This window comes from Planotetraspora sp. GP83 (genome assembly GCF_041262585.1).
Classification (GTDB): domain Bacteria; phylum Actinomycetota; class Actinomycetes; order Streptosporangiales; family Streptosporangiaceae; genus JAOEGB01.
Genome location: NZ_JBGCBZ010000010.1, coordinates 58,613 through 78,683, shown reverse-complemented (window position 1 = coordinate 78,683; position 20,071 = coordinate 58,613). Strand labels below are relative to the sequence as shown.

16 protein-coding genes and 1 pseudogene are annotated in these 20,071 nt (G+C 67.8%); 6 read left to right on the top strand and 11 right to left on the bottom strand.

From position 1 onward, the window contains the following. Positions 1 to 195 precede the first annotated feature (195 nt). The 4 genes from ABH927_RS16090 to ABH927_RS16075 form a co-directional block, all read right to left on the bottom strand. The gene (locus ABH927_RS16090) at positions 196 to 2,778 is read right to left on the bottom strand and encodes a glycosyl hydrolase family 8 (protein ID WP_370022247.1); all 2,583 of its coding nucleotides are present in this window, start codon (positions 2,776 to 2,778) and stop codon (positions 196 to 198) included. Between the two features lie 4 nt (positions 2,779 to 2,782). Continuing rightward, positions 2,783 to 4,804, bottom strand: coding sequence for a CBM35 domain-containing protein (locus tag ABH927_RS16085; RefSeq protein WP_370022245.1), 2,022 nt, complete (start codon positions 4,802 to 4,804; stop codon positions 2,783 to 2,785). A 119-nt stretch (positions 4,805 to 4,923) separates the two neighbouring features. After that, positions 4,924 to 7,476 (bottom strand): PQQ-dependent sugar dehydrogenase, encoded by a 2,553-nt coding sequence (locus ABH927_RS16080; RefSeq protein WP_370022243.1) that lies wholly within the window; start codon positions 7,474 to 7,476, stop codon positions 4,924 to 4,926. Positions 7,477 to 7,619: 143 nt separating this feature from the next. Continuing rightward, entirely contained in the window at positions 7,620 to 9,200 is a 1,581-nt protein-coding gene (locus tag ABH927_RS16075) for a beta-N-acetylhexosaminidase (protein WP_370022242.1), read from the bottom strand. A gap of 136 nt (positions 9,201 to 9,336) precedes the next feature. On the opposite strand from ABH927_RS16075, the gene mscL reads away from it, so the two are divergent. Continuing rightward, the gene (mscL, locus tag ABH927_RS16070; RefSeq protein ID WP_370022240.1) at positions 9,337 to 9,765 is read left to right on the top strand and encodes a large conductance mechanosensitive channel protein MscL; all 429 of its coding nucleotides are present in this window, start codon (positions 9,337 to 9,339) and stop codon (positions 9,763 to 9,765) included. Between the two features lie 139 nt (positions 9,766 to 9,904). Here the strand turns inward: mscL and ABH927_RS16065 are convergent, their stop codons facing one another. After that, a complete protein-coding gene (locus tag ABH927_RS16065; RefSeq protein WP_370022238.1) occupies positions 9,905 to 11,512 on the bottom strand; it encodes an AMP-binding protein in 1,608 nt (535 codons plus the stop codon). Positions 11,513 to 12,035: 523 nt separating this feature from the next. Between ABH927_RS16065 and ABH927_RS16060 the strand changes: the two genes are divergently transcribed. From ABH927_RS16060 to ABH927_RS16045, 4 genes are all read left to right on the top strand, one after another. After that, positions 12,036 to 13,223, top strand: coding sequence for a thiolase family protein (locus tag ABH927_RS16060; RefSeq protein ID WP_370022236.1), 1,188 nt, complete (start codon positions 12,036 to 12,038; stop codon positions 13,221 to 13,223). A 71-nt stretch (positions 13,224 to 13,294) separates the two neighbouring features. Then, on the top strand, positions 13,295 to 13,729 hold the full coding sequence (locus ABH927_RS16055) for a Zn-ribbon domain-containing OB-fold protein (RefSeq protein WP_370022234.1): 435 nt from the start codon (positions 13,295 to 13,297) through the stop codon (positions 13,727 to 13,729). Next, positions 13,726 to 14,520, top strand: coding sequence for a crotonase/enoyl-CoA hydratase family protein (locus ABH927_RS16050; RefSeq protein ID WP_370022232.1), 795 nt, complete (start codon positions 13,726 to 13,728; stop codon positions 14,518 to 14,520). The genes ABH927_RS16055 and ABH927_RS16050 overlap by 4 nt, the downstream gene beginning before the upstream one ends. A gap of 106 nt (positions 14,521 to 14,626) precedes the next feature. Next, entirely contained in the window at positions 14,627 to 15,469 is an 843-nt protein-coding gene (locus ABH927_RS16045; protein WP_370022230.1) for a fumarylacetoacetate hydrolase family protein, read from the top strand. A gap of 97 nt (positions 15,470 to 15,566) precedes the next feature. Here ABH927_RS16045 and ABH927_RS16040 read toward each other — a convergent pair whose 3' ends face one another. The 3 genes and pseudogenes from ABH927_RS16040 to ABH927_RS16030 all read right to left on the bottom strand — a co-directional run. Further along, positions 15,567 to 16,466 (bottom strand): LysR substrate-binding domain-containing protein, encoded by a 900-nt coding sequence (locus ABH927_RS16040; RefSeq protein ID WP_370022228.1) that lies wholly within the window; start codon positions 16,464 to 16,466, stop codon positions 15,567 to 15,569. A gap of 435 nt (positions 16,467 to 16,901) precedes the next feature. After that, on the bottom strand, positions 16,902 to 18,053 hold the full coding sequence (locus ABH927_RS16035; RefSeq protein WP_370022226.1) for an acetyl-CoA C-acetyltransferase: 1,152 nt from the start codon (positions 18,051 to 18,053) through the stop codon (positions 16,902 to 16,904). Between the two features lie 487 nt (positions 18,054 to 18,540). Beyond that, positions 18,541 to 18,735: pseudogene (locus tag ABH927_RS16030) on the bottom strand (alpha-glucosidase); the annotation flags it as partial. Between the two features lie 95 nt (positions 18,736 to 18,830). On the opposite strand from ABH927_RS16030, the gene ABH927_RS16025 reads away from it, so the two are divergent. Further along, positions 18,831 to 19,208, top strand: coding sequence for a hypothetical protein (locus ABH927_RS16025; protein ID WP_370022224.1), 378 nt, complete (start codon positions 18,831 to 18,833; stop codon positions 19,206 to 19,208). A 122-nt stretch (positions 19,209 to 19,330) separates the two neighbouring features. On the opposite strand, the gene ABH927_RS16020 is transcribed toward ABH927_RS16025, so the two are convergent. The 3 genes from ABH927_RS16020 to ABH927_RS16010 are packed head-to-tail and all read right to left on the bottom strand — an operon-like array spanning position 19,331 to position 19,954. After that, positions 19,331 to 19,582 (bottom strand): helix-turn-helix domain-containing protein, encoded by a 252-nt coding sequence (locus tag ABH927_RS16020; RefSeq protein ID WP_370022222.1) that lies wholly within the window; start codon positions 19,580 to 19,582, stop codon positions 19,331 to 19,333. After that, complete coding sequence (locus ABH927_RS16015; protein ID WP_370022220.1) at positions 19,575 to 19,802, bottom strand: DUF6158 family protein; 228 nt, start codon at positions 19,800 to 19,802, stop codon at positions 19,575 to 19,577. Before ABH927_RS16015 ends, ABH927_RS16020 begins: the two co-directional genes overlap by 8 nt. Positions 19,803 to 19,813: 11 nt before the next feature. Beyond that, positions 19,814 to 19,954 carry a hypothetical protein gene (locus ABH927_RS16010; protein ID WP_370022219.1) on the bottom strand — a complete coding sequence of 47 codons (141 nt, stop codon included), beginning with the start codon at positions 19,952 to 19,954 and terminating at the stop codon, positions 19,814 to 19,816. Positions 19,955 to 20,071: the final 117 nt, after the last annotated feature.

The window sequence follows — 20,071 nt, the reverse complement described above, 5'->3', positions numbered from 1 at the left end:
CGGCAGGACCCTACCGCCGTAGCCACCCCCTTCACCCCCGTGATCATGGCGGAGGGGGGCGTGATCATGGCGGGGGTCCTCCCGAAAAGGCGAGAGAGCCGTGGTCTGCGGACAGACCACGGCTCTTCGGATGACGACCCCCGCGTGAGCGGGAGAGGGCCGGACCGCCCCGGGGACGGTCCGGCCGGATCAAGATCAGGGCACCCAGTAGTTGCCGCTGACGACGATCATCACCTGCAGCTGGACGCTGGTGGAGTAGTAGTCGGTCGAGGTGAACGACGTGTTGAGCATCTTGTTCCAGAGCGAGTCCAGCCACGCCTGGCTGCCGGAGTCCGTCATGGCGGTGACGGCGAACGGCGCGAAGAACGCCGGCTCGCTGCCACTGCTGATCTGGGTGCCGGACAGCGAGTAACCCACCGCGATGCTGTTGGGGTTGCCGCCGGTCTTGCTCTTGATCCAGCTGTTCAGCTTCCGCGCCGAGGCGAGGGAGGCGCTGTCACCGCTGGTGACGGCGTCCGAGCCGATCCGCCACGGGTCACGGCAGGCGTTCCACCAGTACTTGCCGTCGTTCGGGTCCTCCAGCACCTGCCCGCCCGCGGGCTTGGGCGTGGTGTTGGTGTTGACGATGAAGTCGGCCAGCAGACCCGTGCTCGACGCGTAGTTGGCCTGCTGCGAGGTGATCAGGTTCTGGTGGGCGGTCCTGATCGTGTCCCACGCGGTGTCGCCGGTGGCCTTCTTGAACGCCCGGAAGTGGTCGATCAGCCAGTCGGACGAGCGGGTGATGTAGTGCGTGGAGTCGCCGGAGCCGCTCCAGTCGCCGAGCAGCATCAGGTGCGTGGTCGAGTTGACCTCGCTCGCCTTGATGGCGTTGATGTGCTTGACGGCCAGGTCCTTGTAGTTGTAGGTCCCGGCGCTGCCCCACTGCTTGTCGGCGAGCAGCAGGCCGTAGGCGACGTCGAGGTCGCCGTCGGTCGCCGAGTCCGAGCCGTTGACGCTCTTGCAGGAGGTGTCCTGCTCGGCCGCCAGGAGGTTCGCGTTGTTCACCGACGGGTGGGCGAGCATGAACTTGACCATGCCGTCGAACGCGGTCTTGGCGTTCGGGTCGGCCCCGGCCATCGTGGCGAGGATGACCATGCCGTAGCCCTGGCCCTCGGCGACGTACGGGTGGTCGGCGTCGGGCGAGATGACCTCGTACCAGCCGTTGCCGCAGTTCTGCTTGAGGAAGGCGGCCTTCCACTTGTTGTAGTAGTCGATCACCTTCTGGTCGAGCGTCGCCTGGGAACCGGTCGGGAGGATCGTCCCCGGGGCGTACGGGAACTGGTGGCTGCCGAACGGCACGTTCAGGCCGCCGGTGGCCGCCTTGGTGGTGCCGGTGACGGAGGCGCTCTTGGCCGACTCGTTACCGGCGGCGTCCACCGCGCTCACCGTGTAGGTGTGCGAGCTGGAAGCGGCCAGACCGCTGATGGTCGCCGAGGTCCCCGACGGGCTCGCCACGACCGTGCTGCCCTCATACACCTTGTAGCCCGTCACGCCGACGTTGTCGGTCGAGGCGCTCCACGACAGGCTGATGCTGCTGGAGGTCGTGGTGCCCACCGCGAGGCCGGTCGGCACGGACGGGGCCTGCGTGTCACCGCCGCTGCTGTTCGTGGTGCCGGTGACGGAGGCGCTCTTGGCCGACTCGTTACCGGCGGCGTCCACCGCGCTCACCGTGTAGGTGTGCGAGCTGGAAGCGGCCAGACCCGAGATCGTCGCCGAGGTCCCCGACGGGCTCGCCACGACCGTGCTGCCCTCATACACCTTGTAGCCCGTCACACCGACGTTGTCGGTCGACGCGCTCCACGACAGGCTGATGCTGCTGGACGTCGTCCCGGACACCGCCAGACCCGACGGAACCGACGGCGCCTGCGTGTCACCACCACCGGTCGAACCCGACACAGTGATCTTGTCGAGGTTCGGGCCGCCGTTGACCGTGGTCGCCGTCGCCCGGATCGTGTTCGCACCCGCGGCCAGGTTCACCGTGAACGTGTCATCCGCCCAGGTGTCCCAGTTCGTCGTCGCGTTGTAGTTCCGCGTCGCCACCGTCGAACCGTTCACCGCGAACTCCAACGGCCGGTTCGTCGCCGTCCCGTTGGCATACCGCAACACCACCGACGCCGGACCCGCCGCCGCCGCGTTGACGTTGAACTCCACATACCCACCGGTCGTGTTCACGTAGTCCACGAACCCGGTCCCGGTGAAGCCCAGGTGGTTGGTGAACACACCCGCCTGCGACAACGTCGCATCCTCGGCCTGGTACACCGTCCCCGGCGGCGGCGCCGCCGCCACATCGACATCCAGGTAATCGAGGTTCGGGTTACCACCCGCGGACGTCGACGTCACCCGCAGCGTGTTCGACCCCGCGTTCACCGGCGCGGTGATCGTCGAGTTCACCCACGTGTCCCAGTTCGTCGTCGCCGCGAAGGACCGGTTCGCCGACACGACCGACCCGTTCACCGCGACATCAGCCGTCCGGGCGGCACCCGTCCCATTGGCGTACCGCAGGACCAGCGTCGCCGTCCCCGCGCTCGCCGCGTCGAACGTGAACTGCGTGTAACTACCCGCGACGTTGTCACCGTTCACGAACCCGGTGCCCGAGAAGTTGAGATGGTTGGACTCCACGACCCCCTGAGAGACCGTGGCGTTCTCCGCCTCGTAGCGAGTGGCGGCGGCTGCCGCCGGATGCGCCGCGGCGAGGGGCAACAGCAGCCCCGCGGCGACGATGAGGGATTTCATGCGCATGTCATCACCCTGTGTACTGGACGAAAATCTTGGTGAAGGCGTACGGCGACTGCGAGATGCCGCTGCAGGCATCCGCGTCGCCGCCGGCGACGCACTGCCGGTCCCGGTTGATGGACCAGAAGGTCAGGCGGCCGATGTGGTGCTGCTGGGCGTAGGAGAGCATGGTCTGGAAGTCCGTCGTGGTGACGGTCTCGTCGGTCTCGTCGGTCTTGCCGTTCATGGAGGAAAGGCCGATGTGGGCGTAGGCGACCGAGTCGCTGTAGCCGTACGCGGCCTTGACCTTGGCCTTCAGGCCCTCCATGGCGCTGACCGTGGCCTGGCCCATGGTGCCGGTGTGGCCGTTGAAGTCGAACGGCATGATGGTCCAGACGTCGTTCTGGAAGCCCGCCGCGGCGCCCCGGTTGATGAGGTCCGTGCCGGTCGAGTCGGGACCACTCGGGGTGGTGCCCATGGTGATGACGGTCTTGATGCCCGGGTTGTTGGTCTTGACGATCTTCAGGGCGTCGATCACGCGCTGCCGGACGGTCGCGGTGGTGAACTCGGTGGCCTCGATGTCGATGTCGATGACCTTGAGGTTGTAGGCGTTGATGACCTTCTGGTACGCGCCCGCGAGAGCGGAGGCGCTGGAGCAGTGCTCACCGAGCTTGTTGCCGCTCCAACCGCCGAAGGAGATGACGATGTCGCCGCCCGCGTTGCGGATGGAGTTGATAGCCGACTGGTCCGACCCGCCGGTCAGCGGACGGGAGCCGTCCCAGGCCGGGTTGCAGCCACCGTCGGAGAGCATGAAGGCGAGGGTGAACCACTTGACGCCGGTCGCCGACATCACGCTGGTGGGCGACTGCGGGCTGCCCCAGCCGAGGTACTCGTACGGTGCGACGGCGAAGGACGGGCCGGTCGAGCCGCCGGTCGTCGTGCCGGTGACGGAGGCGCTCTTGGCCGACTCGTTACCGGCGGCGTCCACCGCGCTCACCGTGTAGGTGTGCGAGCTGGAAGCGGCCAGACCCGAGATCGTCGCCGAGGTCCCCGACGGGCTCGCCACGACCGTGCTGCCCTCATACACCTTGTAGCCCGTCACACCGACGTTGTCGGTCGACGCGCTCCACGACAGGCTGATGCTGCTGGACGTCGTCCCGGACACCGCCAGACCCGACGGAACCGACGGCGCCTGCGTGTCACCACCACCGGTCGAACCCGACACAGTGATCTTGTCGAGGTTCGGGCCGCCGTTGACCGTGGTCGCCGTCGCCCGGATCGTGTTCGCACCCGCGGCCAGGTTCACCGTGAACGTGTCATCCGCCCAGGTGTCCCAGTTCGTCGTCGCGTTGTAGTTCCGCGTCGCCACCGTCGAACCGTTCACCGCGAACTCCAACGGCCGGTTCGTCGCCGTCCCGTTGGCATACCGCAACACCACCGACGCCGGACCCGCCGCCGCCGCGTTGACGTTGAACTCCACATACCCACCGGTCGTGTTCACGTAGTCCACGAACCCGGTCCCGGTGAAGCCCAGGTGGTTGGTGAACACACCCGCCTGCGACAACGTCGCATCCTCGGCCTGGTACACCGTCCCCGGCGGCGGCGCCGCCGCCACATCGACATCCAGGTAATCGAGGTTCGGGTTACCACCCGCGGACGTCGACGTCACCCGCAGCGTGTTCGACCCCGCGTTCACCGGCGCGGTGATCGTCGAGTTCACCCACGTGTCCCAGTTCGTCGTCGCCGCGAAGGACCGGTTCGCCGACACGACCGACCCGTTCACCGCGACATCAGCCGTCCGGGCGGCACCCGTCCCATTGGCGTACCGCAGGACCAGCGTCGCCGTCCCCGCGCTCGCCGCGTCGAACGTGAACTGCGTGTAACTACCCGCGACGTTGTCACCGTTCACGAACCCGGTGCCCGAGAAGTTGAGATGGTTGGACTCCACGACCCCCTGAGAGACCGTGGCGTTCTCCGCCTCGTAGCGGGTCGCCGCCGAAGCGGGCCCTGAGACGGCTAACTGGACGAGGGCGGCCAGGACACTCCCGGCCATGACTGTGGTGATGGTGCGGCGCACCTCGGTCTGCCTTTCCGCCATGCCTCGCGGCGCGGCCTGTTATACGCAAGAAAGGCCGGCGGCCGCGCGAGACGCGGCCGCCGGATTACATCCGATCAGTTGATGACGATCTTGAAGATCTTGTCCGCGCCGTTGGCGGCCCCACCGTTGTTGTCACTGTTGGTGGTGCTCAGCCAGAGCTGGTCGACGCCGGGAACCTTGACCACGGTCCGCAGCCGGCCGTAGGTGCCGACGTAGTACGCGGTCGCGGTGCCGACGCTCTCGGTGTCGCCCGTGATCGGGATGCGCCACATCCGCTCGCCCCGGAGGGCCGCCATGTAGATGACGTTGCGGACGATGGCGATGCCGCTGGGCGACGCCTGGTCGACCGACCAGGTCTTCTTGGGGTTGGTCATGCCGGAGACGCTGCAGGTGCCCTCACAGGTCGGCCACCCGTAGTTGGCGCCCGGCTTGATCAGGTTGAGCTCGTCGAAGGCGCTGTTGCCGAACTCGGCCTCCCACAGGCGGCCGTTGCGGTCGAACGCCAGGCCCTGCGGGTTGCGGTGGCCGTAGCTGTAGACCAGGGTGCCGAACGGGTTGCCCGGGGCGGGCTGGCCCGTCGTGGTCATGCGCAGGATCTTGCCGTTGAGCGAGGTCTTGTCCTGCGCGAGGTTGGACGTCTGCGCGTCACCGGTGGAGGCGTAGAGGTAGCCGTCCGGGCCGAAGGCCAGGCGGCCTCCGTTGTGGTACTTGTTCTTCTTGATCCCCTGGACCAGGATCGTGTACCCGCTCAGCGACGAGCCGTCGTAGGTCATCCGGACGATCCGGTTGCCCTCGGAGGCCGTGTGGAAGAAGTACACGTAGTGGTTGGAAGCCCAGTTCGGGTCGACGGCCACGCCGAGGAGGCCGCCCTCACCACCGGTGGTCATCACGTTCGGCACGGTGCCGACCTGGGTCCGCGCCCCCGCGAGGGTGACCTTGAAGACCTTGAACTGGCCGGCGGTCACCTTGTCGTCCCGCTCGGTCGCGAGGGCCGTCTGGCCGTCGGGCATCCAGTAGATGCCCCACGGGATCGTCCAGCCGGACGAGACCGTCGAGATGCTCGACGGCACGCCGCCGTCCGAGGCGCCACAGGTCTGGGTCGTGAAGCTCACCGAGTTGCTCGCCGCGGAAGCGTTGCCCGCCGCGTCGAGAGCGACGACGGCCAGCGTGTACGGGCTGTTGCAGGCGAGGCCGGTGACCGTGGTGGAGGTGGCGGGCGGGGTGCCGGTCACCGTCTTGTAGACCGACGAGCCGCTGCGCACCTCGTAGGAGGTGACCCCGACGTTGTCCGTCGAACCGGTCCAGGCCAGGTTGACGCTGTTCGCGGTGACGTTCGAGCTGGTCAGGCCGGAGGGCGTGGTGGGCGCCTGCGTGTCGGTGCTCGCCAGGGTGGTGCAGGGCACCTTCGCGCTGCCGATCGACACGTTGCCCGCCGCGTCCCGCCCGAACACCGACAGGTTGTACGTCGTGTTCGGCGTGAGGCCCGTCAGGTTGGTCGAGGTCTGGCTGCCCGGAGCCTCGGCCAGCTTGTTGCCGTCGTTGTAGATGTCGTACGCGACGACGCCCACGTTGTCGGTCGAGGCCCCCCAGTTCAGGGTCAGGCTGTTGGTCCCGATGTTGGTGCACGACGGGGTGCCGGGCGTGGTCGGGGCCTGGGTGTCACCGCCACCCGAGGAGGCCGAGACCGTCAGCTTGTCCAGGTTGGGACCGCCGTTGGCCGTGGTGGCCGTGAACCGCACCTTGTTCGACCCGGCGTTCAGGTTGACGGTGAAAGTGTCGTCGACCCAGGTGTCCCAGTTCGCCGTGGCGGGGTAGGACCGGCTCCCGGCCGAGGCGCCGTTCACTGTGACGTCCATCGCGCGGTCGATCGCGGTGCCGTTGGCGTACCGCAGCGTCAGCGACGCGGCACCGGCGGCGGCCGCGTTGACGGTGAACTCCACGTAGCTGCCGGTGATGTTGGTGTAGTCCACGAACCCGGTGCCCGTGTAGCCCAGGTGGTTGGTCGCCACCGCGCCCTGGGAGATGGTCGCGTCCTCGGCCTGGTACACCGTCCCCGGCGGCGGTGCCGCCGTGACATCGACATCCACGTAGTCGAGATTGGGGTTGCCGCCCGCGGTCGTCGCGGTCACCCGCAGCGTGTTGGTGCCGGCGTTCACCGGCGCGGTGATGGTGGAGTTGGCCCAGGTGTCCCAGTTGGCCGTCACCGGGAAGGAACGGTTGGCCGACACGACGGTGCCGTTGACCGCCACATCGGCGGGCCGGTCACTGGTGGTGCCGTTGGCGTACCGCAGCACGAGGGTCGCGGTTCCGGCGCTCGCGGCGGTGAAGGTGAACTCGGTGTAACTGGCGGCGATGTTGTCGCCGTTGACGAACCCGGTGCCGGAGAAGTTGAGGTGGTTGGACTCCACGACTCCCTGGGAGATCGTGGCGTTCTCCGCCTCATATCGGGTAGCCGCCGAGGCCGGCCCGGAGATGACGAGCTGCGCGCTCGCGACGGTGGCCAGGGAGGCTAAAAGGACTAAAGGACGACGGAAACTGCGGGGGAACACCTTGTACGGCCCTCTCCGCCGAGCCGTACGCCGCAACGCCCCCGACAGGCGCCGGTCCGGCTGATCATGACAGGACACAAGTTAGGAAAGGTTCCTAACTTGTCGCTAATGGGACCAGCCCCGGCCGTTCATCGTCAAGGCCCAATTTGTTTCACTGACATGAAACGTCAAGAAATGCCGACATCCCGGTACGGCTCGGCCGTACCGGGACTCGGCGCCGGTCAGAACGGAATCTGCGGCGACCGGTAGAAGCTGACCGAGCCGGCGACCCACCGCGGCCCCTGGGCCGCGATCCGCGACCGGTAGCCGCGCCACGAGTGGCTGGACGCGGGCGACCAGCCGATCTCGGCGATGCCGGGCAGCCGCGGATAGGCCATGTACTCCACCTCGGAGAGCGTCTTCATGGTCTCGGTCCAGATGGGGGCCTCGACGCCGAGGACGTCGCTCTCCCCCACGCCGGTGATGAGCTTGGCGGGGTCCCAGTCGTACGCCCGGCGCGCCTCCACGAGCCCGGCCCAGTCCTGCCCGAGCGGGGTCTTGTGGGTGTACTTCATGTCGAGGTACGCGCGGTCCGCCGGGGCCATGATGAGCTTGACGCCCTGCTTGGCGGCGCTCCGGGCGGGCTCGGTGCCCTCCTGGGTGCCGGTGACCGGGTTCCAGTGCGCGGCGACCGAGTCCTGGCTGATCTTCGCGTTGGCGATCTCCTCCCAGCCCATCATGCTCTTGCCGTACTTGTGGACGATCTTCTGCACCTTGCCGATGAACTTGACGTAGTCCTTCTGCTTGGTGCTGTGCGCCTCGTCGCCGCCGATGTGGATGTACGGCCCGGGGGTCAGCTTGGCCAGCTCCCGGATGACGTCGTCGAGGAACGCGTAGGTGATGTCCTTGCCGGTGCAGAGCGAGCTGAAGCCCACGTCCGTCCCGGTGTACGGCTTGGGCGCCTTGCCGTCGCAGTTGAGCTTGGCGTACGACGCGAGGGCGGCGTTGGTGTGCCCGGGAGTGTCGATCTCCGGGATGACCGTGATGAACCGCTGCTGCGCGTACTTCACGATCTCCCGGTAGTCGGCCTGGGTGTAGTAGCCGCCGGGGTCCCCGTCGACGGCCGTCCTCCCGCCGAACTTCGCCAGCCGGGGCCAGCTCTTGATGGCGATCCGCCAGCCCTGGTCGTCGCTGAGGTGCAGATGGAAGGCGTTGACCTTGTAGGCCGCGGCGAGGTCGATGTACCGCTTGACCTGCTTGACGCTGAAGAAGTGGCGGGCGACGTCGAGCATCGCGCCGCGGTAGGCGAAGCGGGGATAGTCCTCGATCTCCACTCCGGAGACCGCCCACGGCCCCGCCTGCTTGGCGTGGCTCTCGACCTTGGCCGGAAGGAGCTGGCGGAGCGTCTGGACGCCACGGAAGAGCCCCTCCCCCGTGTCCGCATTTATCAGGACACCGTCACTCGTGACCGACAGGCGGTATCCCTCGTCCCCCTGGCCCACCCCGCCGCTCGCGTCGAGGACGATGCCTGCACCCTCCCGGGCGATCGGCAGCGGGAACCCGGTCGACCTGCGCAGCAGGCTCGCGAGATAGGAGGCGGCGCGCAGGCCGGTCCCGGACGGGACGACGATCTTGGTCTTGGCCGTGATCTGGTACGTCCCGCTCGTCACGTGCAGCGACACGGGCACCGGAACGAGCTTGGGCGCGCTCGCGTGCGCGGAGGCGTGAGTGGGCGTTGCTGTGGACTGGGCGTCCGCCGGCAGGGCGGCCGCAAGGGTGATCAGCGCAGCCGAAGCGAGCGCGGAGGTGAGACGTCGCGACAACGGAACCCCATTTATTAGTAAGGTTTCCTTACCTTGGGGGGAACCGTAGGCGTCGGCACCTCTCGCGTCAAGACCTCGCATAGGACCTTGCGCAGACCTTGCATAGCGATAGTGATACGGGATAGGGCGTTGCCCTATGACCGGATTCAAGAAGTTCATCATGCGCGGCAACCTGGTTGAGCTGGCTGTGGCGGTCGTCGTGGGGGCCACCTTCAGCGGTCTCATCCAGGCCCTCGTGGGCGACCTCATCACCCCCCTCATCGGCGCGATCACCGGCGGTAAGAAGCCGGACTTCTCCTCGTACGTCTTCACGGTGAACGGCGCGCAGTTCAAGTACGGCGACTTCATCAACCACGTGCTGAGTTTCCTCATCGTGGCGGCCGTCGTGTACTGGCTGGTCGTCCTGCCGATGACCCGTTTCCTCAACCTCTTCGACTCCAAGAAGGAGGCGACCGAGAAGCAGTGCCCCGAGTGCCTCAGCGACATCCCCGTCGAGGCCCGCCGCTGCGCCTTCTGCACCGTCGAGCTCTCCACCGTCCCCGCCACCGCCAAGCCCCCCGCCTGACATCCGTACGGCTCGCCGCCCGCTTCCCCGGCCGGGCAGCGGTCAGTCACGCGCGGGCGTCCGCTCCCAGGCGTTCACGGCGGGCGGCACCTCAGGCGCCGGGTGCTCGGCCCGTTTCGGAGCCGTGAGGTGAGCCCTGTCAACGCCGGGGCGGCCGCGCCTCGGATCGCAGCAACACGCGCAGTTCGTTCTTGGCGACCTTCTCCAGGGTCGAACGCGGCAGGTCGTCCACGACCCTGACCTCACGAGGGACCTTGAAGTCGGCCAGGTCCCGGCGGCACGCGGCCAGGACCGCCTCCGCCAGGTCGCCGCCGGTCCCCCCGGGCCGGGGCACGACGAAGGCGACCGGCACCTCGTCCAGCATCGGGTCGGGCGCTCCGACGACCGCCGCCTCCGCCACGCCGGCGACGCCGAGGACGACCCGTTCTATTTCGGACGCCGCGACGTTCTCCCCGCCCACCCGCAGCATGTCCTTGCTGCGGTCGGCATAGCTCACCGAGCCGTCCTCGTGCACGGTCAGCCGGTCGCCGGTGATGAACCAACCGTGCTCGTCGAAGGCGGCGGCGGTGGCGGCTTCGTCATGCAGGTAACCGCCGAAGAGGGACACCCCGGGGATGCCGCGCACCCGGAGGTCTCCGGTCTCGCCGACGCCCACCGGGCTGCCGTCAGGGTCAAGTACGGCGATCTCGTACTGGGTCGCCGCGCGGCCGATCGTGCCGGCCCTGTTCGGTACGAGCAGATCGCCGACGATCGGGGCCGCGACGGTCTCGGTCATGCCGTACCACCCGATGATCGGGACGTTGAAGAGCCTCTCCGTGGGATGCCCGGACATGCCCGTTGCCCAGCGGGTGAAGGTGTGCCGTTCAGGGACGTCGCGGTTGGCCAAGGCGCGCAGCGCGAAGTAGATCTGAGAGGCGAAGGTGCAGTTGTGCTTGTGCGCGACGTCCCAGAAGCGCGAGGCGGAGAAGCGCGGCTGGAGAACCGCCGTCCCACCGGCCCACAGGGTGGGCAGGATCGAGTAGGACTGCGCGTTGGTGTGGAACAGCGGGAGGTAGACCTGGGTGACGTCGGCGGGCCCCAGACCTATGTGCGACCCGTTGACCTTGGCCGCCCACATGGTGTTGGCATGGGTCCACGTGACCGCTTTCGGCCGGCCTGTGGTGCCCGAGGTGTAGAGAACCAGGGTCGGGTCCAGGGCGCCACCTTGGTGGGCTGGGCCGGGCTCGTTGTCCAGCAGCGCCGCGAAGCGGTCGGTACGGCCGGGCAGGTCGGCGGCCGCCACCGGGTCACCGGCGTTGTGGTCGGTGACGAACACCGCCTTGGCGTCGGGAATGGCGTTCGTCACGACCGATGCCAGACTGGGCTGAGTGACCACGACGGAAGCGCCTGAGTGACTGCCGAAGTAGCTCAGCTCGTCCTGCGACGATCGGGTGTTCGTACAGACCGCGATCGCTCCGATCCTGGCGCACGCGAACCAGGTGAGGACATATTCCGGGCAGTTGTCCAAATGGATGAGCACCACGTCGCCCGCCCGGACGCCGCGTCGGCGCAGCCCTTCGGCGATCGCCGCGACGTCATGGGCGAACTCGGCATAGGTCCAGGTGCGTCCGGTGGCGGCGAACGGCTCCCAGACAAGGAACGGGTGGGTCGCCCGGTTCGCCGCCCGTGTCTCCAGCAGCCAGTTGACGTTGCGGCCGTTGCCGATGGTCGTCAACGGTGAGCGCAGAGCATAGGGAATCGGTCGCATGTCAGTCCTCATCCGACAGAAGGGTTGTGGCACGGCATCGGCCGGTCTCCAACTCGTTGGGGCTCGTCGAGCTGACAGAGGCCCGCCGAACCCGCTCCCGCGACGACGGCGTGACCTCCCCGGACCGGGAGCGGCGCAGCCTTTTGCCTGTGGCCCTGAGAATGTCTTACCAGGACGCCGAAATGGCGACCTCTTACGGCTTGCAGATTAGAACACCCAGCTCCTTCTCGACTAACACCAAGTTAGACACATTCGATTACTTCGCACGACCTAGTGGGCTCTGACCAGCTCAAATATAGATCGTTTCCCCATTATCGCGCTCGGTTCCACCCCGATCGCCTACTAGAGCAGATGCGCCCGTCAACTGCCGCATTTAGCATGACGTTCAGGTCGGACCACATGGAACCGCCACGCGTCGAAAGCTTTTTGCACGCCCGGTGGCGCCCATGGCCGCATTTTTCAACCCTCGTCCGCGCATCGGGATATCGAGGGCAGCCGCTGAGAGACCGGAGTGAGGTCGCCTATGAGCGCCAGGGGTGACAGGCCCGCGCACCGCCGTGCCGCGATCGTCGGCCTGGGGTTGACCGAGATGGGCAAGGTCTACGGGCCGACCTCGCAGCGGTTCGCGGCCGAAGCGGTGAGGCGGGCTGCTGAGGACGCCGGTGTCAGGCTCTCCGACATCGACGGTCTGCTGGTGTCCGCGGGCGTGACCCGGTCGGTGGACCTCAGTCTGCAGGTCGACCTCGGTCTGCACGACCTGCGACTGCTCACCCAGATGCAGGCGTTCGGCTCCACAGCGGGTGCGATGGTCCAGTACGCGGCCATGGCCGTGGAATCCGGCATGGCCGACACCGTGGCATGTGTCTTCGCCGACGCCCCGTTACAGCCCGGGCGCGGTAGCGGTTCCGCGTACGCGGGACGGGCCGCGCCGCGCGGCTGGGCGGGGTTGCTCGACGCCAGCGGGTTCGCCGGCCCCAACACGTTCTACGCGCTGGCCGCACGCCGCCACATGCGGGCTTTCGGCACGACAAGTGAGCAACTCGGCGCCGTGGCCGTCGCACAGCGAGCGTGGGCCGGAATGAACCCACTGGCCCAGCTACGCGACCCGATCACCCTCGCCGACCACCAGGAGTCCCGGTTCGTCGTCGAACCGTTCCACCTGCTCGACTGTTGCCTTGTCTCCAACGGTGGCGTCGCGGTGATCGTGACCACCGCCGATCGAGCCGCGTCGCTGGCCCAGCCTCCGGTGTCCGTGATGGGCTGGGGGCAAGCTCATCCCGGAAAACGAATGCGTCGTGACGACGACTTCGGCTTGGTGAGTGGAGCCGCGAGGTCGGGCCCGGCTGCTCTGAAGATGGCCGGCGTCGGCGTCGACGACGTCGACGTGCTGGAACTGTACGACTGCTACACGTTCACCGTGCTGCTCACCCTGGAGGACTACGGGTTCTGCGGCAAGGGTGAGGGCGGCGCGTTCGTGTCGGAGCCAGGGGTGCTGGGGCCGGGGGGATCGCTACCGCTGAACACCGGCGGCGGCCAGCTCTCCTCCTACTACATGTGGGGCATGACCCCGCTTTCCGAGGGGGTCGTCCAGGCGCGTGGCCAGGGCGGCGAACGCCAGGCGCGCCGTCATGACGTGGTGCTCGTCTCGGGGAACGGCGGCTACCTCGACCATCACAGCACCCTGGTGCTCGGAAGCGCCTCGGCCTTCTGAGGATGGCGTTTCATCCCCATCGGCTCATACCTACATCGACTCACACCTCCATCGATCAGAAAGGAGCGGCCATGGTCATCGGTCCGGTCGCCCGGGACACCGCCTCGGCTGACTTCTTCGACGGCACGCGCGGTGGCCTTTTCCTGCTCCGCCGCCGTCGAAGCACCGGCGAATACCTCGATCCGCGGAGCGTGCCCCCACCTGGCGACGAGGCGGACTGGGAATACGTGCCCGCCCGTGGCGGCGGCCGGGTGGTTACATGGGCCACGGTGCACAGCAGGAAAGAGGACAGGCCCGAAGCGGTACGCACCGTCGTCGGAATCGTCGAGCTGGACGAGGGGCCGTGGTGGTGGTGCCGGCTCGACGACGTCGATCCCGATGCCGATCTGGCGGACCTGCGCGTTCAGGTCGAGTTCGTGCCGTCCGGTCCCGAGCCCGAAGACGAGATGGTGCCCGTGTTCCGTCCGGCCCGGCTTGAGCATTCCGAATCCGGGAGCGCGCGATGAAGGCGATCGAGCCCGCCGCCCTGGTCGAGCGGCGCGGCCATGTCCTGGTGATCACACTGAACCGGCCCAGTGCGATGAACGCCGTCAACGCCGAGGTCAGCGAAATCGTCGGCGGCGCACTGGCCCGTGCCGAGGAGGATCGCGATGTCCGGGCGGTGGTGCTGACCGGCGCGGGCGGACGTGCGTTCTCCGCCGGCGCGGATCTCAAGGCGGTCTCCCGCGGTGAGTCGCTGATGGCTCCCGGGCATGACGAATGGGGCTTCGGCGGCTACGTCCGGCACCACATCAGCAAACCCACCATCGCGGCCGTGAACGGCTACGCCCTGGCGGGCGGCATGGAATTGGTTCTGGCCAGTGATCTCGCGGTGGCGGGCGAGTCCGCGACCTTCGGCCTTCCTGAGGTCGCCCGCGGGCTGTTCGCCGCGGCAGGCGGTGTCTTCCGGCTCCCGCAGCAGATCCCGCCCAAGATCGCCATGGAGATGATTTTCACCGGCGAACCGATCAACGCGCCACGTGCGCTGAGCCTCGGGCTGGTCAACCAGGTCGTCCCGGACGGTGCCGTGCTGGACTCCGCGCTGGCGCTGGCCGAGAAGATCAGCGGCAACGCACCGCTCGCCGTACAGGCCGGCAAACGGCTGGCGACGGGTCTGACCGATGACGCCCTGGCGGCTGAGACCGATGCCTGGGTCCGCAACACGGAGGAGATCTCCCGCATCAAGGACAGCCAGGACTTCAAGGAAGGCACCAGCGCGTTCGTCGAGAAGAGGGCACCCGTATGGCGAGCCCAATGAGCACACGCTCTCACTTTCAGTGACCCGCGAGGCACCGGCGAAGGCCGGCGAGCCCGTGATGGCCGCGGTCGACGGGCCTGCGCATCATCATCGACTAGGAGAATTCATGCGTATCGGCAACCTTTCCGGCAGGCTCACGGTCTTCACCGACGCGGGAGCGGTCGACGTACACCAGGCCAGTGACGGGCGGTTCGGTCCCGACCCGCAGTCGGTGTACGGCCAGTGGGACGAGTTCATCATTTGGGCGGCACAGGCGGTCGGCACCGCTGACGCGGTTCCCTTCGCGATGGAAGATCTCGGGTCTCCCGCGCCCCGGCCCGCCCAGGTGTTCGGGATCGGCGTGAACTATCAGGCGCACAGCGCCGAAGCCAGGTTGGAAGCGCCTGAATTCCCCGTCGTCTTCACGAAGTTCCCCACGTCGATCACCGGACCCGTCAGCGACGTCGTGCTCTCCGGGCCGACCGTGGACTGGGAGGCCGAGCTCGTCGTCGTGATCGGCAGGCCGGCCCGCGACGTCCCCGCGGAGAAGGCATGGGAGCATGTCGCCGGGCTGACCGTCGGGCAGGACCTGAGCGACCGGACCGAGCAGATGAAGAACCAGATGCCCCAGTGGAGCCTGGGCAAGTCGTTCCCGGGCTTCAGCCCCATGGGCCCGTGGCTGGTCACTCCCGACGAGTTCCCCGATCCCGACGACCTCGAGATCGGCTGCGCCGTCAACGGCACGGAAATGCAGCGTGCCTCGACCTCCGATCTCCTGTTCTCCGTACCCGCCCTGATCGCCGAGCTTTCGGCGAAGCTCCCGCTCCTGCCCGGCGACGTCGTCTTCACCGGCACCCCGGGCGGAGTCGGCGCGGCCCGCAAGCCACCGATCTATCTCAAGGCCGGCGACGAACTCGTCACCACTGTGGCGGGCATCGGCGAGCTCAGGCAACGCTTCCTGTCCGCGTGACTCCTGCCCCCTCGGAAATGTACGGCCGAGCTGTACGGCATGGCCGCGGCGTTGGGCGACGCCGCGGCCGCCGAGGGCGCGCTACGCGCACGGCGCCTTACTGGTCCGTCCGGAACGAGGCGGACACGTTTTCGATCAGGTCGACGAGGGCCAACAGCGCCGGATTGTCGTCGTCTTCGGCCCAGGCCAGGGCCAACGGGAGCGGCGCTATCTCGGGCACCGGCACCAGAACGACGCCCGGCAGTTTGATGTGGCCTGCCGAGATCGGAACAAAGCCGATCCCGGCTCCGGCGCCGACCAGCGACATGATGGTGTGCGCGTCAGGCGCCGACTGGACGACGTTGGGGGTGAACCCGCGCTCGAGGAACGCGCTTTGGACCACGTGGGGCACCGCGACGCCGCGACCGGTGGAATAGCTGATCACCGGCAGGTCGCGCAGATCGTACAGGTCGACGTGCGGGCGGTCCGCCAAGGGATGGTCGGCGGGCAGTGCCACGGCCATGTCGTGCCGGAGGATCTCCCGGACGGCGATCCGGGAGCCTTGGATCGGCAGGCGGACCAGGCTGGCGTCGATCTCGCCGTGGCTGAGTCGCTCGATCAACTCGCCTCCGTAGACCGGGCCCACCACATCCAGCCGGACCTGGGGCCGCCGTTCGCGGTACATCTTGGTCACCAGCATCAGCACCTCGTAGGAGGCGGGGCCGCTGAACCCCAGCCGGAGGACACCGGTCGTCCCGGCGGCCACCTTCGTGGCAGCGCGTCGCGCGGCGTGCACGCCCTGCACCGCACGCCGCGCCTCCTGCAAGAACACCTCGCCGGCCGGGGTGAGCGAGACATGCCTCGTGGTGCGGTTCAGCAAGGTCACGCCGACATCGCGCTCGAGTCGCTTGATCTGCTGCGACAGCGGCGGCTGGGCGATGTGCAGCCGCTCCGCCGCACGGCGGAAGTTCAACTCCTCCGCCACGACGATGAACGCCTCGATATGCCGGAGCTCCATAACCCCACCCTCTGGCCTGGGACCTGACGGCGCCCCCTGACGGAGTGGTGGCCACTCCGTCGTGTGTTGAGCCGGTCGACCCTGTGCTTGACGCGACAAGGAAATGCTTGCCGAGTGAAGTAAATCCCGAGACCTCACAATAAGCAAGTCTCCGGTGTGGTGGGGGCGGAGATCCTTTTGTCCAGGTCATGCGGGGGCGCTTGCCGAGGGTGGCGGCCGGCCCGGTGTCCTCGCCCGGGGCCGTACCACGGCGAGGAGCGAGGAGAGTGCTCCCCTGGGGGTGAAGAGGAGCCGCGCCGTCGCCTGGGCCTCAGTTCCCGGCGAGGAAGGCGTCGATGTGGGCGAAGACCGTCTTCGGGTCATCACGCACCGGCATGTGGCCCACGTTGGGGAGGAGTTCGAAACGCGGTTTCGCTGCAATGCCGAGGGATGGTGTCAGACCCGCTCGAGGATGGTGGCGTTGGCCTGTCCGCCGCCCTCGCACATCGTCTGCAGCCCGTATCGGCCGCCGGTGCGGTGCAGCTCGTACACGAGCTTCGTGGCCAGGATCGCGCCGGTGGCTCCCAGCGGGTGCCCGAGCGCGATCGCGCCACCGTTGACGTTGGTCTTCTCCAGCGAGGCCCCGGTTTCGCGGGCCCAGGCCATCGGGATGGACGCGAAGGCTTCGTTGACCTCGAACAGGTCGATGTCGTCGATGCTCAGCCCGGACCGGGCCAGTGCGGCCGCGGTCGCCGGGATCGGGCCGGTGAGCATGTAGATGGGGTCGTCGCCGACCACAGCCAGTGTGTGCACGCGGGCAAGCGGTGTCAGGTTGTGCGTTCGCACGGCATGCTCGGAGGCGACGAGCAGCGCGCCGGCGCCGACCGACATCTGGCTGGACACCGCGGCCGTGAGCGCCCCGCCTTCCCGCAGCGTCTTCAACTTCGCCATCGCTTCCAAGGAGGTGTCCCGGCGCGCGCCCTCATCGGTGTCGACGCCGGCGATGGGGGCGATCTGCGTTGTGAACCGGCCCTCATCGATCGCACGGACCGCCCGCCGGTGGCTTTCCACGGAGAAGCGCTCCATGTCCTCGCGGCTGAAGCCCCACTTCTGGGCGATCAGCTCGGCCCCGCGGAACTGTGAGATCTCCTGGTCGCCGTAACGCTTTGCCCATCCTTCGCCCCGCCGTGGGGTGCCGAGTTCCTTCAGGACGATGTCGTTCGCGTTCATCGGCACCATCGCCATGTTCTCCACGCCCGCGGCGATCACGAGGTCCTGGGTTCCCGAGATCACCGCCTGGGCGGCGAAGTGCAACGCCTGCTGCGAGGAGCCGCACTGCCGCTCGACCGTCACGCCCGGCACGCTCTCCGGCAGGCCCGCCGACAGCCACGCGGTGCGGGCGATGTCGCCGAACTGCGCTCCGAGTTGCGTGACGCACCCCATGATCACGTCCTCGACCGCCGACGGATCGACACCGGTGCGTTCGACGACTTCGCGCAACACGTGCGCTCCTAGGTCGGCGGGGTGAACGCCGGTCAACGCGCCCTTGTGGGTTCCGACAGGCGTACGTACGGCACTGACGATGTACGCCTCACTCGTCACTGGCATGACTGTCCTTTCTAGAAAGCGCTTCCAAGGAATCGGCCGATTCCCTCCGCCGTCAGCGTGTCCGGCGCACCGGCACTTTCCAGGTCGGCGTAATCCCTGAGGCTAGGACAACCTGAACGATCCGTCCAAAACCACTTTGATTTACGATTGATATCCCTCGCGGCCATAATCCCTGTCAAGCCGAACACCTGTTCGCATTATCGCTCGGTTCAGGCCTCTTACCTGGAAGCGGGTCACACACCTCTGGGGCCCCGGGGTCCCGTCTGAGGCAAGTGACGGGGCACCCGGATTTCTCAGCCATAAAGGTCTGGTTCCCATGGCGTACTTATGTGGATGGCGATTCCTGGCCCTCCCCGTCACGCTTTTCGCGACCCTTCTCGGAGGGACGGGAACAGCCTCCGCGAGTCGGAGCGGATACTCGCATACGGCATTCCAGGGCGTGAATCCTTTACGACGTTGCGGGCGTCCACGTTCTCGAAGGACGCGGCTCGACCGTGAGCTCCTTCCAGTCGGCGGGTTGCGGCAGCCAGGGGACGCCGGTGCTGTACCCGTACGGCGGCTCGGTGCCCGACCACGGCAGAGGCACCCGGCAGCCGTCCCGGCCGGGGTTGGTGTGGCCGGACCTCGTCCACATCGGGTCCTGGCGCAGCTCGTCCGGGATGTCCTCCACCTCGGGCAGGCCGTACATTTACGATCTCGCTGTAAGCGCCCTGAAAGTGATCCGCAAGGGGGCGTTCCTAGTGTTTGCGGCGTTGCAGAAACACTAGGAAGGCAGTCATGAACATCCTCCGGAACACCCTCGCCGTTGCCGCCGCGTCCGTCCTTCTTACCCTGACCGCCGCCTGCGGTGGCGGCGGCGACAAGGCCGCCGTCTGCCAGGAGGCCATCAAGGCGTTCACGGACTACAGCAGCAAGGCGGGCGCGTCCGCCGGGAACCTGGAGGCGATCAACACGGCGACCGCCGACCTCGCCTCCACGCTCAAGAACCTCTCGGGCAAGGCGGACGGCGACCTGAAGACCGCGCTGGCCGGCATGGCCGACTCCTGGGCCGCCTTCAAGCTCGACGTCTCCGACCCCGCCGCGGCGGCGAAGATGACCGAGTTCGCCACGAAGGCCACCCAGGCCACGCAGGAGCTTGGCACCGCCTGCTCCTGACGCTCTCCGGGGCAGGCGCGTCCCCGCTGAGGGGGCGTCCGCCTCGGCGGATTGATCGCCACGACGCATCCCCACGAAGCCGCCGGGCCACATCGCCGGCCCGGCGGCTTCGCCGTCTTAGCTCAGTGCTCCACGCCCCAGTCGTGGGGGCCGAGGAGGTAGGTGTCGCCCTTCGGCACCAGCCGCCCGCAGTGGGTGAGGCTGTCGAGGCAGTGCCGTACGGTCTCCTCCGGCAGGTCGGCCATCGCGGCGATCTCCTTGATGGTCGCGGGCCGCTGGTCGACGTTCAGCGCCGCGGCCACCTCGTAGACGCGCATCTCGTCGGCGGACATCTCCTGGGCGTCGCGCAGGTGATCCTTGTGGGTGTCAGGCATCGCGCTGCCTCGCTCCGCTGCGCAGCCGCTCCGGATCGATGTGGCGGTCGGGGTAACGCTTGAGGTACTCCCCCTCCAGCTCCTCGGTCCGGGACGTGTGCCGTTCGAGCGCGTCGTCGGACCCGTGGAACAGCGTGTCGGACCGGGTCTCGTGCAGGCTGCGCAGCTCGCGGAACAGGTCGTCGTCGTCGAGGTCCTGCGGATCGACTCCCATGGTCATGACGTCCTCCCTCACACCTCGGTCGGCTTGTCCCATCGTTCATCGGGGCTTCCGTCGTCAGGCTCCGCGTTGGGCGGGTCGGTCTGCGACGGCGCGTTCTCCTCGGCGAAATCGGGCTCGGGCTCGATGTCGCGGTCGTCTTCGTGTCGCATGCCGGTCTCCTGCCCGCTCATCGGTGACCCATACATGTGACGAAAGCGATTGGATATCCCGCAAATGACGTACGGCCCGCGCCACGTCGGGCGCAGGCCGTACAGAGGGATGTCAGG

Coding starts and splice junctions, on each gene's coding strand:
- ABH927_RS16090 (WP_370022247.1), bottom strand. CDS start 2,778: ATGCGCATGAAATCCCTCATCGTCGCCGCGGGGCTGCTGTTGCCCCTC.
- ABH927_RS16085 (WP_370022245.1), bottom strand. CDS start 4,804: ATGGCCGGGAGTGTCCTGGCCGCCCTCGTCCAGTTAGCCGTCTCAGGG.
- mscL (WP_370022240.1), top strand. CDS start 9,337: ATGACCGGATTCAAGAAGTTCATCATGCGCGGCAACCTGGTTGAGCTG.
- ABH927_RS16065 (WP_370022238.1), bottom strand. CDS start 11,512: ATGCGACCGATTCCCTATGCTCTGCGCTCACCGTTGACGACCATCGGC.
- ABH927_RS16060 (WP_370022236.1), top strand. CDS start 12,036: ATGAGCGCCAGGGGTGACAGGCCCGCGCACCGCCGTGCCGCGATCGTC.
- ABH927_RS16055 (WP_370022234.1), top strand. CDS start 13,295: ATGGTCATCGGTCCGGTCGCCCGGGACACCGCCTCGGCTGACTTCTTC.
- ABH927_RS16050 (WP_370022232.1), top strand. CDS start 13,726: ATGAAGGCGATCGAGCCCGCCGCCCTGGTCGAGCGGCGCGGCCATGTC.
- ABH927_RS16045 (WP_370022230.1), top strand. CDS start 14,627: ATGCGTATCGGCAACCTTTCCGGCAGGCTCACGGTCTTCACCGACGCG.
- ABH927_RS16040 (WP_370022228.1), bottom strand. CDS start 16,466: ATGGAGCTCCGGCATATCGAGGCGTTCATCGTCGTGGCGGAGGAGTTG.
- ABH927_RS16035 (WP_370022226.1), bottom strand. CDS start 18,053: ATGCCAGTGACGAGTGAGGCGTACATCGTCAGTGCCGTACGTACGCCT.
- ABH927_RS16025 (WP_370022224.1), top strand. CDS start 18,831: ATGAACATCCTCCGGAACACCCTCGCCGTTGCCGCCGCGTCCGTCCTT.
- ABH927_RS16020 (WP_370022222.1), bottom strand. CDS start 19,582: ATGCCTGACACCCACAAGGATCACCTGCGCGACGCCCAGGAGATGTCC.
- ABH927_RS16015 (WP_370022220.1), bottom strand. CDS start 19,802: ATGACCATGGGAGTCGATCCGCAGGACCTCGACGACGACGACCTGTTC.
- ABH927_RS16010 (WP_370022219.1), bottom strand. CDS start 19,954: ATGCGACACGAAGACGACCGCGACATCGAGCCCGAGCCCGATTTCGCC.